The organism is Chryseobacterium sp. FR054, from assembly GCF_056844565.1.
This window is the reverse complement of sequence record NZ_JBXDSA010000003.1, coordinates 18,447-34,759: the sequence shown is the minus strand read 5'-3', so window position 1 is coordinate 34,759 and position 16,313 is coordinate 18,447. Positions and strand designations below refer to the sequence as shown.

General features: G+C 39.8%; 9 protein-coding genes. 4 read left to right on the top strand and 5 right to left on the bottom strand.

Annotated elements, in window-relative coordinates:
• Positions 1-232: 232 nt before the first annotated feature.
• Positions 233-3,145: a M16 family metallopeptidase gene (locus tag AC106S_RS12865; protein WP_482439619.1), complete on the top strand. Its 2,913-nt coding sequence runs from the start codon at positions 233-235 to the stop codon at positions 3,143-3,145.
• 352 nt (positions 3,146-3,497) lie between these two features.
• On the opposite strand, the gene AC106S_RS12860 is transcribed toward AC106S_RS12865, so the two are convergent.
• The 5 genes from AC106S_RS12860 to AC106S_RS12840 are packed head-to-tail and all read right to left on the bottom strand — an operon-like array spanning position 3,498 to position 10,164.
• Positions 3,498-3,941 (bottom strand): hotdog family protein, encoded by a 444-nt coding sequence (locus AC106S_RS12860; RefSeq protein ID WP_482439618.1) that lies wholly within the window; start codon positions 3,939-3,941, stop codon positions 3,498-3,500.
• A 6-nt stretch (positions 3,942-3,947) separates the two neighbouring features.
• A complete protein-coding gene (locus AC106S_RS12855; protein ID WP_482439617.1) occupies positions 3,948-4,379 on the bottom strand; it encodes a hotdog family protein in 432 nt (143 codons plus the stop codon).
• Positions 4,379-5,518, bottom strand: a complete 1,140-nt coding sequence (gene darB / locus AC106S_RS12850) for a dialkylresorcinol biosynthesis protein DarB (RefSeq protein WP_482439616.1) — start codon at positions 5,516-5,518, stop codon at positions 4,379-4,381. Before darB ends, AC106S_RS12855 begins: the two co-directional genes overlap by 1 nt.
• A 1-nt stretch (position 5,519) precedes the next feature.
• The gene (locus AC106S_RS12845; protein ID WP_482439615.1) at positions 5,520-6,434 is read right to left on the bottom strand and encodes a dialkylresorcinol condensing enzyme DarA; all 915 of its coding nucleotides are present in this window, start codon (positions 6,432-6,434) and stop codon (positions 5,520-5,522) included.
• Between the two features lie 43 nt (positions 6,435-6,477).
• Entirely contained in the window at positions 6,478-10,164 is a 3,687-nt protein-coding gene (locus AC106S_RS12840; protein ID WP_482439614.1) for an MMPL family transporter, read from the bottom strand.
• 172 nt (positions 10,165-10,336) lie between these two features.
• Here AC106S_RS12840 and AC106S_RS12835 point away from each other — a divergent pair, with 172 nt between their 5' ends.
• From AC106S_RS12835 to AC106S_RS12825, 3 genes are all read left to right on the top strand, one after another.
• Positions 10,337-11,347, top strand: coding sequence for a hypothetical protein (locus AC106S_RS12835; RefSeq protein WP_482439613.1), 1,011 nt, complete (start codon positions 10,337-10,339; stop codon positions 11,345-11,347).
• The gene (locus AC106S_RS12830; protein ID WP_482439612.1) at positions 11,344-12,483 is read left to right on the top strand and encodes an EpsG family protein; all 1,140 of its coding nucleotides are present in this window, start codon (positions 11,344-11,346) and stop codon (positions 12,481-12,483) included. The genes AC106S_RS12835 and AC106S_RS12830 overlap by 4 nt, the downstream gene beginning before the upstream one ends.
• Before the next feature lie 223 nt (positions 12,484-12,706).
• The gene (locus AC106S_RS12825) at positions 12,707-16,123 is read left to right on the top strand and encodes a T9SS type A sorting domain-containing protein (protein WP_482439611.1); all 3,417 of its coding nucleotides are present in this window, start codon (positions 12,707-12,709) and stop codon (positions 16,121-16,123) included.
• Positions 16,124-16,313: the final 190 nt, after the last annotated feature.

Sequence of the window (16,313 nt, the reverse complement as noted above, 5' to 3'; positions counted from 1 at the left end):
AATAAGGTTCCCTTCTTTTGATTGTTTATAATCAGGTGGCTAAAATAGTGAAAATACACAATATGTAAATCATGTTAAAAATCAACAGTGTTCAAGGGTGCTGGCTGTGAAAAAGTCCTATTTTTGCGTAAAGGTCTTTAGGTCCAAACATGTAATAATTTCATTGTAACAAGTGTATTGGTTATAGAGACTAATTCCAATTAGAAATTTAGATTAAAAATAAATAAGTGTTATGAAGAAATTTTTTATTTCTGTTTCTGTTTTCTGTATGCTGAATGCGATGGCGCAGAAGTTTGATACACAGAAGATGACAGATGCTCAGGGATATTCCTACGAGACTGTGAAAAATGACCAGACGGGAGTAAGAGTATACACCCTGAAAAACGGCTTGAAGGTTTATCTTGCCAAAAATGATGATGCTCCCAGAATCCAGACCTATATTCCGGTAAGAACGGGCTCTAATAACGATCCGAGTGACAATACCGGACTGGCGCACTACCTGGAGCATATGGTTTTTAAAGGAACTTCACACCTGGGAACTCAGGACTGGGCAAAAGAAAAGGTTCTTCTTCAGCAGATCTCTGATCTTTACGAGCAGCATAAAGCGGAAAAAGATCCTGTAAAAAAGAAAGAACTTTACAAAAAGATCGATGAGGTTTCCCAGGAAGCTTCCAAATATGCGATTGCCAACGAGTATGATAAAGCGATTTCTTCGCTGGGAGCAACGGGAACCAATGCCCATACTTCTCTTGATGAAACGGTTTATAAAAATAACATTCCTTCCAATGAACTTGAAAAATGGCTTAAAATAGAGAAAGAACGTTTCTCGGAACTGGTTCTCCGTCTTTTCCACACAGAGCTGGAAGCGGTATACGAGGAATACAACAGAGCGCAGGATAATGACGGCCGTCTGGTAAACTACGCCATGCTGGATGCCCTTTTTCCTAAACATCCGAACGGGCAGCAGACCACAATCGGAACTTCCGAGCACCTGAAAAGCCCGTCTATGGTAGCCATCCATAAATATTTTGATACTTATTATGTTCCTAATAATATGGCAGTGGTATTAGTCGGAGATCTTGATTACGATAAAACCATCAAGCTTGTAGATCAGTATTTCGGTTCTTTCAAATACAAAGAGCTTCCGATGAAGAAAATGGTGAGTGAGGAGCCAATGACCCAAATTGTATCCAGAACAGTAAAAAGCCCTACGACACCTAGAATGACGATGGCCTGGAGAACAGATTCTTACGGTTCGCAGGAAGCAAGACTGGCGGATGTGGTATCTAAAATCCTGAGCAACAGAGGAGATGCGGGGCTTATTGACCTTAATATCAGCCAGAAGCAGAAAACGTTAGGAGCCGGTGCTTATGAATCACCTTATAAAACCTACGGTGCTTTTGTAATGGTAGTGGTTCCGAAAGAAGGACAAAGCTTTGATGAAGCTAAAAAACTTCTTCTTGACCAGCTGGATCTTGTGAAAAAAGGAGAGTTCCCTGAGTGGATGCTGAAAGCCATTGTGAACGAGAAGAAAGTGCAGCGTATGAAGACATGGGAAACTGCGGACGGGCTGGCTACGGATCTTTACGATTCATACATCAACGAAAGAACCTGGCAGCAGGAACTGGATGAAATCAACGAATATGAAAAGATTACGAAAGCAGATGTCGTAAAGTTTGCCAACAATTTCTTTAAAGATAATTATGTAGTGATCTACAAGGAAAAGGGAGTGAATGATAAGCTTGTGCGTGTGGAAAATCCGGGAATTACCCCGATTAAACTGAACAGAGAGGCTCAGTCTCCTTTCCTTAAAGATATTTTAAACACAAAAGTAGCAGAGATCAAGCCTGAGTTTATTGATTATAATGCGGCGATCAAGACCACACAGATCAAAGACAAAAAAGTAAGCTTTGTCAACAACAAATACAACGATGTTGCCCAGGTAAGCTATGTTTTCCCTTTCGGGACAGACAATGATAAAGAGCTTCCTATCGCGTTAACGTTCTTCGAATATCTTGGAACGGACAAATATACTCCCGAACAGTTAAAAGAAGAGTTTTATAAGCTGGGAATTACCAACAGCTTCAGAGTTTCCAATGACCAGATTACTGTTACATTAAGCGGTCTTGAAAGCAATATGAAAAAAGGAGTAGAGCTGATGAACCACTGGATAGCGAATGCAAAGGCAGATAAGGATATTTACAGCAAAACGGTTAAGACCATGCTGGAATCAAGAGCGGTTGCCAAAAAAGATAAAACCAGAATCATGTCAGCGCTTTCCAACTATGCCAAATACGGAAAGAATTCCAGAATGACAGACATCGTTTCCAAAGAACGTCTTGAAAGTATGGATGCATCTGAACTTACGAAGAAGATTAAAGCACTGACTCAATATCCTTATGAGATTTTCCTTTACGGAAAAGAACAGTCAGGGTTGGAAAAAGCGGTGAAACCTTACATTACAACGGCCAGCCTTCAGCCGGCAAAAGCTAAAGAATATCCTGAACCTGCTACGGAAGGAAAAGTTTACTTCACCAACTATGACATGGTTCAGATGGAAATGTCTAAAGTAGCAAAAGGAAATACCGTAAATCTTGGAAACTTCGGAAAGGTGAACGTATTCAATGAGTATTTCGGAAGAGGTCTTTCTTCCATCGTATTCCAGGAGATCAGAGAAAGTAAGTCATTGGCATATACTGCCTATGTTTCTTATGGAACGGCATCTGAGAAAGGGCATCCTAACTATATCACGAACTATATCGGTACACAGTCCAATAAGCTTCCATTGGCGGTTAATGCGATGAATGACCTTATGGTTTCCCTGCCGCAGATTCCGGTACAGTTTGAGAATGCAAGAGGTTCCGCACTGAAGCAGATCGCGTCCAACAGAATCAACAGAACGAATATTTATTTCAATCAGTTAGCACTTAAAAAACTAGGCGTTGATTATGACATCAGAAAAGATATTTATTCTGAAATCCAGGGGCTGACATTACCACAGCTTACAACCTTCTACAATACTGAAGTAAAGCCAGTGAAGTACAACACGGCTATTATCGGTAAGAAAGAAAACCTGAACATGGAATCCATCAACAAAATGGGGCAGTTCCAGGAAGTTTCTCTTGAAGAGATCTTCGGATACTAATCCTTTCGGTTTAAATAATTGAAAAAGCGGAGCAGAAATGTTCCGCTTTTTTGTTGCATAAAATGAATCTACCAGATCATGAAGGTTTCACAGACTATTAGAATGTTTCACGTGAAATGGAGCATCAGAAATTGTGGTTTAATAACATTTTTATCGACTGGTGAGCGGTAAGGAAAATAAGTATATCAAGCGCTGCCTATCAAATAAACGTAAAGCTGTATATTCAATAGAGCTGGGCTTTAACCCGCCTTACAATAAATAAAATCCATTGGCTTTAGCCAAAACCTATTACCCGTAATAAAATAAAAAAACCGCACAATCATGTACGGTTTCGTATCGGTTGAATGTATTTTTAAGATTTCACTTCCTGAATAAACAGGTTGATCTCTGCCCTGATGAGTATTTCATCAAGAAGAAAAGTTTCACAGAAAATATTACAGATATTATCATACTGCGAGATCAGTGAAGCTTTGGAAATGATTTTGTCTCCTACTTTGGGAAGTCCGAAAATTTCAATCTTCTTAATGTTGGTAATAAAGCCGATGACTTTGGTATCCGCTTCAGGATTTTCGAAGAAGCTCTGCCCCATGATAGACGAGCAGGTCTGTGCTAAATTTTCAATCAAACCGCATTCTGCGAATTCATTATTGCGGACAAAAACATTGTCTTCTTTTATGTCGAAGGAAGTTACCACCTTATCTTCGGTCAATTCCAGGATATAATCCGCCATCAGCATCGGTTCGCGGTGCGGCAGAAAGTTGTGTATATTGATGAGTTGGTCTTCCCTGATTTCCATTTCCTGTTATTTTACTGCAGTTTTCATTTGAGACTTTGCAATAATCTCATTATTCAGCCTGGTGACGATGTCTACCAGGGTTACACCCATTACCTCGTTGAGGATCGTTACTTCAGAAACCAGCTGGTCTCCCGTTTTGGGAAGAGCATCTGTCTCAAAAGATTTGATGGCACCAATATACCCGGTAGGGGCTTCTTTACCTAATAAATAATACTTGTATCCGGTGTGGAGAGCCACGCTCTGTGCCTGATGCTCAATCAGTCCTGATGCCTGGAAGGTACCGTCCTGAACAAAGATATTATCTTCTCTGATTTCAAATCCGGAGATGAGGCGGTCTTCAGAAAACTCTGTCAGTTCATGAACCATTACAAAAGGATAGCGCTGCGGAATAAGGCTTTCCACAAAATCTTTATCAGTGGCAGGCAGTCTGTTTTCCATTAGCAAACCGTTAATAATGCACAGGAATAAGCAAATCTTCCGCTTTCAGGAACGCACAGAAGAACTTTTTCTCCTTTTTTCAGCTTCCCTGAATTCATAAGTTCCTCCAAAGCTACGAAGATAGATCCTGCTCCGATATTTCCGACATCAGAAAGATTGTAGAACCATTTTTCTGCCGGGAAATCCATTCCTTTTTTGGCAAATTCGTCCTTCAGACCTTCTTTGAAGTATCCGGAAGAAATATGAGCGAGAACATGATCGATCTTGTCAGGATCAAGGTTATGTTTGTCGAAAGAAGCTCTTAAACTTTCAGCTCCTTTTACCAGGATGTATTTGTCGAGGATTTTAGTGTCCTGCTTGATCGCGAAGATAGATTGTTTCAGCCATTCGTCTGACGGGTAATCTGCCCATGATTTAAGGCTTCCGTCTTCCTGCTTATCGCATCCTGCGTACATACAGGCTTCGATCTCATGAGCGTAAGAGTAGAAATCGATGAATTCTATTTTTAAAGAAGTACTGTTCTCTCTAGGCTTATTTTCCAGTAAGAAAGATCCTGCACCGTCAGAAAGCATCCATCTCAGGAACTCTCTTTTGAAGGCGATGATGGGTCTTTCTTCCAGTAATTTTAAATTTTCAGCTTCATGGTTGAATTTATCTGCAGTCATCCAGGCAGACATTCTCTCAGAACCTGCGCATACCGCATTTTCGTGTACACCTGCCTTTACAGATAGGAATCCGTAGTTCAGTGCATTCATTCCGGAGTTGCAGAGCCCCGTTGCTGTATTAATTTCAATAGACTTTCCGATATTCAGTTCGCCGTGAACCATAGAAGCATGTGAAGGCTGGATCTGGTCCGGAGAGGTAGTTCCTACCGATAACAGCTTCATATCTTCTTTTTTGAAATTTTCATCAAACAGACCTTCAATAGCATTCGCGGTAAGCTGTGCATTAGTATGGGTAGGATTTCCTTCTTTATCTAAAGCATAGTATCTTGTCGTAATTTTATTATTTCTTAAGATCAGTGATCTCGCTTTAGAAGGAGCATCATTAATCAGGCCCAGGTAGGCCTCCATTTCATCATTCGATACCGGGTGATTCGGTAAATATGTTGATGCTTTTGTTATAAATACGTCGTACATTCTATTTTAAATTAATTCCTTGTAAATATCTTTTTTGTTTTTGTCTTTTAAACCAGAAAATAGGGGTTGTCAGTAAGTGTAAAACCAGAACGACCGGAGAAATTATCCAAATCGCAGCCATCAAATATACCTTAAAGAATTTTATCAGCAATGGGCGTTTTTCTTTTTTCTTGATAATCAGGTTAGACCATACGGTGAAAATTTTATTTCCTACTTTTTCAACGCGTACCAGGAAAGGGCGGATCTCTATGGCTCCGTTCTTTACCAGTTCAGGTTGAAGATCCGGTAAACTGCTGTTACTGAAATGTTTTTCTATAATCCGGCCATACTTTACCGATCCTGAAATTTCTTCGTCTGAAACCCCTGCAGCAGGAAGCATTCCCGATTTTTCTTTCTGTCCCGTAGTCAGCCATCGGAGAATCGTCAGTACACTGGTGTAATTGTCATGACGGTCTACCAGGGCTATATTTCCCACCAGTTTTGCTCCCAGATCCCTTAAATATCCCTTCAGTTTTTCCTGGGAAAGCATCCACATATTACGGGTTCCGGAAATGGTAACTACATTGGTGTCTTTCAGGATCTTCTCTGCAAATCCGCTTTTCAGAAAAGAGATAATCGGGATAGACGGGGTAAGGTACCATACCTGATAACCAAAAAGGATGAGGTCGTATTTCTTATTCAGGATTTCGTCAGAAGGCGGAAAGATCTCTTTCGGGATCTGAAGATAAGACTCCGGGAAAGTATCAAAAAAAACATCTTCCGGCCACGGAAAAGGGAAATCCTCTTTCAGGCGGATGTTATAGTACGTGACTTCATACTCCTCCTTTTTGGCTTCAAAAGGCTGAGCCATATTTTTCACAATATCTTCCAGCTGCCCGGTTTGTGAGTAATATATAACGAGTATATTTTTTTTCATTAATATTCTTTAGCGGTTACAAAAATATGCTTTTCATATTTATTTAGTGTTTTTTGAATATTTTTATTGATTCAGTGCTGAATTCCTGATGATAATCCGAAAGATCAGGTACTGAAGTTTCCATATTCAGACAGATAACGGTCTCAGGAATATCCTGCAGTGTGCTGATGTCAGAATTTTTATCCGAAACCAAAAGTACATCTATTGTTTTTGTGACCTCAGAGATATCCTTTATGTAATGAAGTTTTCTTCTTTTTACCATGTAATTATGAATTGCAACAGCCCTTTTTTCATCATCCTGAATCAGGGAAAAGATCCTTCTTTCCGCCTGATAAAGAGTGAGGAGAATATCTTTCTGTCCGAAGTCGTCAGCCATATGCAGGATGTTGGCATCCTTTGGAATATGCTTATTCAGCTCAAAGTAAACAGATTTATTAACCTTGAAATCTTCTTTTACTTCACTTACCACTTCATTTTCCTTATACAGATAGCTCAGGAACAGTTTTTTCTTAAAGTAATTTTCACCTTCAATTTCATTTCTGAGTTCTGCAAACTTCTGCCTGAAATAAGCATTGATCTTTTTCGTTCTTTCAGAATAGTTTTTTCCGAAGCTCATATCATCTTTGCTGATCCTTTCCCCTACTTTTACGGTAATGCTGCCGTCATAGATGATAAAGTCTCCTTTGGGAAGTACTTCAGAATTCCCGTGGATGTACAAAGTAAGAATATCCAGCCCGAATTCTTCAGCAAGATAAAAGGCTCCTTTATGGAATCTTTTCACATCATTGGTATAGGAACGTTCCGCTTCCGGGAAAACAACAAGCGAATATCCCTGATCAATCTTTTCTTTCAGTTTCTCCTTTCCGTTTTCTATCCCCTGCGAAACCGGATAGAAGCCTAATGCTTTTACCAGTCTTCCGAAAACCGGGGAATCATATACCCAGTCGTTGACGAGATAAATGATTTTATGAGTGGCCATAGCAATAGCAAGAGTATCCAGGAAAGAAGTATGGTTGGCAATGATCACAGCCGGTTTACTGAAATCCTCAGCAGGATTCCTGATGACCTTTTTTCTGACAAAAGGCGTTGTATGCAATACCGATGATAAAAATTTAGCCAGAATCAGTTTGATCATATCCAGTGTTCTGCCTTTTGCTTTTCTGATGAACATACTCCCGACCAGTGAAAATACAAATCCTCCCAGTCCGTAATAAATAAATGAAAATACAGACCGCAGGAAGAGTCTGAAAGTGATCGGGGAAAGTCCTTTCCTTGCTCTGTTGGTGATCAGTAGTCTGAACCAGAAAGGATATAATGTTGACGTAATGATGATAACGGAGAACATTCCGATCAAAGCCACTAAAGCCAGGGAATGAAGCGCCGGATGTCTGGCAAAGATCAAGGAACCGATAGATAGAATAGTGGTAAATACTGCAAGAATAATTGAAATCCTGTACGTGGGAAGCTCATTCTTTCCTGTGGTATGCTCCTTCTGCATGGCTTTTGTAAGGAAAATACTGAAATCGTCACCCACCCCGAAAACGAGCGTACACACTACGGTACTGAAAATATTAAGTTCCAGTCCCAGGAAATATAAGATTCCTGCTGTTACCACTCCGGTCAGAACGATCGGGAACATGGTAAGGACAGTCAGTTCAAAATTTCTGAAGAAAACAATGATCGTCAGGATGATAGCCAGTAAGGAATAATTGATCAGGGTACTGAAATCCCTTTTCAGCAGTCCCAGAAAGTTTTCATTCATCTGCTGGCGGTCAATAGCCAGAACATCATGTTCCTTTTCTATATCTTTAATGAAGGCATCTCTTTTCTTTTCATCTACTTTTACCACATTGGAAACGGTGTAAAACCCTTTTTCACTGCTCAGAAATTCAGAGATCTGCAGGGCTTTTACCTTTTCGTAGTCTTTCAGGCTTAAAACCTGATAATTTTTATTCAGAATTTCATTGAACCCGGCAAATGCGCTGCTGTTAAAGCCCAGCTTAGTCCCGTTATTTACAAGTTCTGAAAAGGTGCTGCTCTTTTTGCCTTCATCCCAGAATCTTTTCCAGCTGTCGATTCTTTTCTGCTGGTCTTTTTCAGAGAGAACCACATTTCCCAGAGAATTGTAGCTCAGAATTTTCCCCTGCTGCTTTTCTTTTTCAAGAAAATGGGCCAACTGAGAATTTCTGGTCAGAGCTTCATTTTCAGAATCCCCGTAAGAAATGGTATAAATAGACTTAGACGTAATATCGGAAAGCTTCTGAAGCTTGGCTTCACTTATTTTTAATTCTTTGGGAATGTAATTCAGTTCACCAATATCTTCATTAAAGCCGACATGCCGGAACCCGAAAAGACAGGCAATGATAAGCAGGGAACAGCCGATAATCAGCGGTTTGTTTTTCTCATAAGGATAAGACCCGATCTTATCGATAAAATTGGTATTCGGTTTTCCTTTATTTCCTTCTTTTACTTTGGGTTTGTAAAGCTGGGGAACAATGATCAGTGCTGTTACTGAAGACAGCATAACGGTAATAGCCGCAAAAAGTCCGAGATCTTTCAGGGCTTCTGATCGTACAAATACCAGGCAGAGGAAAGAGACAGCCGTTGTGGCGCTGCTCAGTACGATGGGCTGGGTGATTTCTTTATACAGTTCCTCAATATTGTTGTTGTGTTTATAATGGGTGAGAATATGCAGGGCATAATCGATGGTGATCCCGATAAGAATCGCGCCCACGCTTAACGAGATCGCAGAAATTTTGTCCTTAATGAAATAAAGGATAAGCAATGCCAGCAATACCGAAAATACAGTCGGAAGAAATACAATAACCGGAGTGAAAAAATTCCTGAAATAATAGATCAGGAGCACCAGAAGTACCGTCATAGAGATCATTACCGTATTCTGAATGTCTTTTTTGATCTGTTTTGCATTCGCCACAGCGATTACCGGAGAACCAAAATAGCTGAGTTCCGTTTTTCCTTTAAATTCTTTGTTGACGGTCTCCTTTATCGTATTCAGCTGATCAATAAAAGCTTCATTATTTTTGGTGTCGTTGCTTTTATTTTTGGGTTCAATAAAAAGAAGAAGGCTTTTTCCGTCTTTGGTAACGATATAGTTGTCCTCGAGCCTGAAGTCCTGGCTGATGTTTAAAGCATTCAGTTTTTTGATTCCCAGATACGTAATTCCAAGAGGATCTTTTTTGATGAAATCCTTCGTTACCAGACTGGTGGGAGAAGCCAGGGAAATATAATTGTTTTCTACCTGCCGGGCAATACTGTCTTTCTGAAGCTTGCGTTCAATTTCCTGATAATCCTTTTCATCGAGAAAAAGGGGCAGATTCTGATTTACAAAATCAAAAGTTTCTGCAATTTCATTATCATTTACCTTTCCCTGTACTGCACCAATGTATTTTTTCAGAGGTTCTATCCTGTTCATAAAGGCATCTGCCGTTTCAGAAAGATGGTAGCCGTCTTCATGTGATCTGTTTTCTATAATAACAATAATCTTATCCGAAAAATTAAGCTGCTTTAGAACTTTAGCAGTAAGATCAGACTTTTCATTTTTAGGGATTATCTGGTTAATATCCTCCTCAAAATTGATTTTTGAAGCGAAAAATCCGCATATCACCGCAATTCCTAATGCAGCAGCTACGGAAAGAATCCTGTTTTTAGAGATCAGATAATATAAAAATATAAAAAAATGATGCATTACCTTGTAAAATCGAGTCTGCAAATTTAAATTTTTCAGTATTAGTTCAAAACATTTAAGCGATAAGTTTTGTCTGAAAATCAATAAAATATTCTAGGAAGAATAAAAAAAAATTCTACTTTTGCAAAAGTTCCCCTTTAATGAAATGTATTTTAAACCTCAATTATTATTAAAAAAATAAGAATCTGTTTTAGATATGTTGAAAAAGAATGATGAAAAAATAAACGGATTTCTATTTGTAATAGTACTCCCTCTTCTTTTGTTTGCCATGTCTTATTATGGATTCGAATCGTCCTATACAAGACTGAAAACATCAGAAAAAACGCCGTCTTTTTTATTCACCTCCGTATATGCGTACCGGGTGATCCCGAATTATCTCAGTGTACAGATGACCGATCTGATGTATACACTGATTAACGGTCCTCTTATTTTTTTTAAAGAGTTTCTTTCTAAAAACGGAACCCCTTTCTATCACGGACTTTTTTTAATGAACAGTATTTTCTTTTTATGGTGCTCTGTTCTGTTGGATTCTTTGTACAGACTTAGTGCGGTAAGTTTTTTTCAGAACATCAGCGCAAGGAGGATCGTTCACCTGCTGTCTGTTTTCTTTATTGTCATTACGCAATATGCGCCCACCAACTGTGATACTATTGCGCTGTGCTGCTATCTGACGGGAATGCTTTTAACCTTAAAATATTTCCATACACAGAAAACCGGGTATTTTTATCTTTTGATTGTACTTACAGCATTCTCTACCTTTGTAAGAGAAACTGCCTGTCTGAATATTGCCTTTTTTGCCGCAGTACTGGTTAATATAAAAGAAATAAAGTCCGGAAACTATAACGTAGTCTGGAAGATTATTCCATTGGTTCTGGCTTTTATTATTCCTTATTTAATCCTGAGAATGATCGTAGGAAAAGATACTGTAACTTTTGTAGAGGGTCTTTATATCGATAGAAATTTTTCAAGTCCCTTTAATCTGGCGGGTTTAATTTTTACCGTCATAGTACTTTATTTTATGTATAAACTATGTACAGGCAGTGAAAACAGGACGGTCTTTGAAAAGTATATTTTTTTTTCCACCCCATATCTTCTTATGATCACTATGGTAGGGCTTTACTGGGAAGTAAGGCTTTTCCTGCCGCTATTTCTTACAGGCGCTGTTGTTGCCTGTCACCGGTTTAATAATTCTTTAAAATCAGCATGAGTTTACTGCATCCATATTTTATTATCGCAATGATCTATATGCTGTTTTTCAGCATCCAGGAAGTCTTTGGCAAAAAAGTAGAAAAGAAATGGTTCTGGTATCTCGGGATTTATCTTATTATTCTCGTTGGGTTCAGAGATAACGTGGGGCCGGATTACGGAAGTTATAAAGGACTTTACATCTACTCAGATACCAAAAGCTACCAGAGTATCTTTATGAAGATGCTTCATATGGAAGGTCCCGACCATCTCGATGTGGAATGGCTCTATACCCTGATCAATAAAATCCTGCTGAACATCTTCAATGCTCCTTTTTATATGCTTACCCTGGTTATTGCGATCATTGCAATCATCTTTAAGATAGAGTATACGGAAGATAATACCTTTTACCCCTTTACATTTACGCTGTTTATGTTTATTCCTAACTTTTTTGTTGGGGAAAGCGGCCAGATCAGGCAGAACCTGGGAACATTTATTGTCTATTTTGCCATACGCTATATTAAAGAGCAGAAATTCTGGCATTACCTCTTCTTCATACTTCTCGGAGCGGGAATTCATAGTGTATGTTATATGTTCCTTCCTATGTACTGGCTGGCCCGGGTACCGTTAAATAAATCAATAATGCTTGTTTTAATCATTACTTCTGTGTTTCTGTCACCCTTTGAGGTGTACAGGGCATTTGGTAGTTTTTTGAATGACATGGCATCTGATAATATGCTGGTAGAAGGTTTTAGCGGATATATGGAAGAATCTGTACAGAGACTGAACGGAGGTTTCGGAATTCCGGAAGGAATGATGGCAATTCTCACATTCTTCCTCTTTGCATTCGATACCAAAATGAAAGAACTTTATCCCTATTATGAATACCATAGGAATTATGCGGTAATAGGAATCTGTTTCTACTTTATTTTCAGGAATAACCCGATATTTTCTTCAAGACTTGCGGGAACATTCATCGCATTCTCGTACATCATTATCATCAATTCCATGTATGTGGTGTCAGATGGGATGAAAAAAGCGATCTATACATTTATTATCTCTCTTGTGGTCTTTAATTTTGTGGTCTTCGGCTTCTTTAACAATATCAAGATCGGGCGTTTCACGGTGGATCTTTATAAAAACCATGTACTTCCGTAATAATATTGATATAAAAAATATATAAGGCAGCCTGAGGCTGTCTTTTTTTTGCTGTGCTCTGGAAATAGACTTTGTTTTAAGCGGTTATTGTATTCGTAAATAGAAAATATTGGCTATTTTGTAATGTAATTTTAATATTTCATTATTATTTATATTAAATATTGATTATTTTTCGTTAAGGCTTAAAAATTGATGTCTTGTTATAGTACACAAAATTAAGGATATGAAAAATTTGGTTAAAAATCTGACGGCAATATATTGCCTGGTATCGACGGGTATTTATGCTCAGAATGAGGGAGGTAAAAATGATCTTGCAGATAAGCAGTATAAAAATATATCCGGCATCCCTGCTCTGGGGCAACTCAGAAAAGCTGAAGTCCGCGACTGGACCAAAGCTCCTAACAGCTACATTTTCGACCCCTCTCTTCCCGGTGACGGATTGGTTGTTCCCGTTAAAAAAGCTTTTGCTATGTGGAAAGAAGGCAGCTATCTTAAAGGGGAAGGAATTCCTGCCGGTAAAATGACGGCGGAAGTATTATGGGAAGATACTCCCGGTCTGATTAAGTCCGGCCCCGGTTATTCACTGGAAATTATTGATTCCGGAGAAAATGCAAAAATGAAGGTTCCCGTTAATAAAACCCGGAAAGGAAATGCTGTTATAGCCCTTAAAGTAAACGGTGAAGTTTACTGGAGCTGGCATATCTGGGTAACAGATAATCCTGCGAATGGATCAACCTATAAAAGTTTTAACGGAATTACAAGACAAAGGTCCAACGGAACAATAGAACCTGTTCCTGATACGGACTGGGGGTGGATGGACCGTAATTTGGGAGCACTCAGCAGTTCCATTACCTCCTCCGACTGGAGCCGGAATACCGGACTGCTTTATCAGTGGGGAAGAAAAGATCCTATTCCGCCTTTAATTACAAGGGCTAATGATTTTTATGAAGTCTCAGGATCCATAGGAAGAGTAAGGCACAGAGGGGCGAAAAACTTTACCGGTGCCGTAAGTATTGACAATCTTACCAAAACAGTCCTGCTTTCCAATGCAGAAGTAAGTAAGAACATCATGCTTTCTGTGAGAAATCCGTTAAGCCTTATCTATGTTAATAAAGATGACAACAGCGGCCAGGCATATTACAATAACAACGCTAATCTGCCTGTTAACTGGTTTGGTAAAGTTGCCGGGCTGGCCGATAACAGGCTGGGTGAGCTGAACCTATGGTCTGATAACTCACAGGGCAGAATTGATACAGGCTATAATAACGACAGCAGTGCACAGCCTTACAGGGATAAATCACCTTTTGACCCCTGTCCGAACGGATGGAGAGTTCCTTCCATGCTGGTATCCAATCTAGCTTCCCCATCCTATACGGATGATATAAGAATAGATTTCTCCCCCTTCGGCGTAAGAACAGATATGGCTAAAAATGTTTTCGAAAACAGCAGATATCATATCATCAGGCCGACCGATATGGGAACACCTGCATTTATGACAGGTTTTAAAGTGTATCCTAATTTAGGTTTCGATCTTTCAAACGTAGGCGGCCTGAATATGGGAATATTTCCGGGATCCGGACAGCTGCTCAGAAATGCTCATCTCGGACAATACAGTGATCAGCATCATACGGCATTATGGACGGCAACACTCGCCAGACATTTTGATGCTTCACCGGCCGTAAGTGTAAGGGGGCTGACGATGATTCCGGACAAAGGACAGCCGGATATCCCTGACCCGGGTTACCCCAATATCAAAGGAAGGTTCTTTTATATGCCGCTCTCGGGGATGTATACTTCAGATGCCAACGGATGCCGGTGTATAAAAGATCCGCTGTATGCTGTCAATAATTATAGTTTTCCTACGGAATACCTGAGTCCTCCGGTAGAGTACCGGGAAGGTATAGATCAGCCGAATACCTATCAGGCTGTGAAAAGTACACAGTCTTTTACCATTGAAATCCCTGTCAGTAAAGCATTTTCAGTACAGAGTCAGATGTTGAATAATCCGGGTATACTGGAACCTTCAGGCTTTAGCAGTTTAAAAGCAAATGTATTATGGACAACCAATACAGGGTTGATCAATACGATTTCTGTAATCAATCCTTCTCCTTCTTCACTTCAGGATATCAGCAACTCCAGGATTGCTGTGCAGGTAAATCCCAATCAGAGTGGAAATGCGGTGATTACCCTGCATAACGGGAGTATATCTGCCCCGGTATATTGGAGCTGGCACGTCTGGATTACCGATACACCTCTGGGGTCTTACGCCTACACCACTGAAATGCCTGCGCTGGAAGCTACAAATTATGTCAATTATGTTACCAAAGCGGATGTTGTTCTTAAAACTGAATTTATGGACCGGAACCTGGGAGCCACTGAAGCCTTTCCGATCGTTGCCAATCCGCTTACCCCCAATACTGCCGAACTGGCTAAGATAAGAGCCTCTACTGGAATGCATTATCAGTGGGGAAGAAAAGATCCTATCCCTGTTTTTCAGAATACGGATAACAGAAGCGCTTATAACATTTATCTGGGAACAGCATCAGATGCCGGAACCATAGCTTATACAACTCTCACTCCGGCTGTATATAACACTCCGGGAGGAAATTATATTGTACCGTTTAATACTTATGCCGCAGCTTCAAACGTCCTGTCTTCAGATAAACCGGCGGATAAAGTAGCGAAAGTGCTTTCCTATTCTGTGAAAAATCCTCTGGTATATATGATTCCGAGTACTTTTGCCCCTTTCAACAGCAGCAATCCCAATTATACCAACGGAACAGACTGGCTTGCCGCCGAGCCTAATTCAGCGCCGGACAGATGGGGGCACGGAGGTGAAAAATCTCCTTTTGATCCCTGTCCTGAAGGTTGGAGAATTCCGGACCTTACCAGTGTTTCCCTTGTCTCATTTCAGGATTTCGGACAGACTCCCTGGTATAAAAAAGACAAGAATATAGCAACTTCTTACAGTGCCATCACAGATTATGCCGGAGCAAGAGTCAGAAATCCGTCTACTACCTCTACCATCGGGTATATGTTTATTAATGCCTCCTATGTTACCGGGAATTATCCCAATTCAGGATCCCGTGGATTCAGAAGTGTGGTGGGGAATCAGGCTCCTCAGGGAACGTTTGGCAGCATCAATTATCAGTATCCCGGAGTTTGGACAGGAGCTTTGGTTTCCAATTATATGGGCAGAGCGGTTAATATTCTGTTTGATGCGGCTTCTACGGCCAACCGATTCATTGCTTTTCATGATAATAATGACCCTTATTTCGGAATGAGCTGCCGGTGTGTAAAAATGAAATACAATGCAGAAGGACAAGAGGAAGGTCCTGTTCCCGGTGCTCAGATTATGACGCTTTCTGTGAATAAATTCCCTGAAGTTCTCAATACTCAGGATCTGAAAGAACTAAAAGACACGAAGATCAATTTATATCCAAGTCCGGTTAAGGATATGCTCTACATTAATGCAGTGCAGGATAGAGACTATTCTTACCAGATCTACAATCTTTCAGGGCAGCTCGTAAAATCCGGGAAATTTGAAAACGGAAAAACCAATGTTTCTTCTTTAACCTCCGGAGTCTATCTGATCAGAATAAATAACTCTGAAGCAGTAATGAAAATCATTAAGCATTGATACAGCAAATGAAAAGCAGGACTGTTTGTGTCCTGCTTTTATCATGTTCATATACTTTGCATCTATTGCCATTGATGAAAAATTCTATATCCCTGGCCTGTTTTTAAGCTAATCAATACTGTATAAAGGACTTTACATACCTGAAAGTGTCTTCAGGAATATATGTTAAACGTATCTAATTGCCAAATTA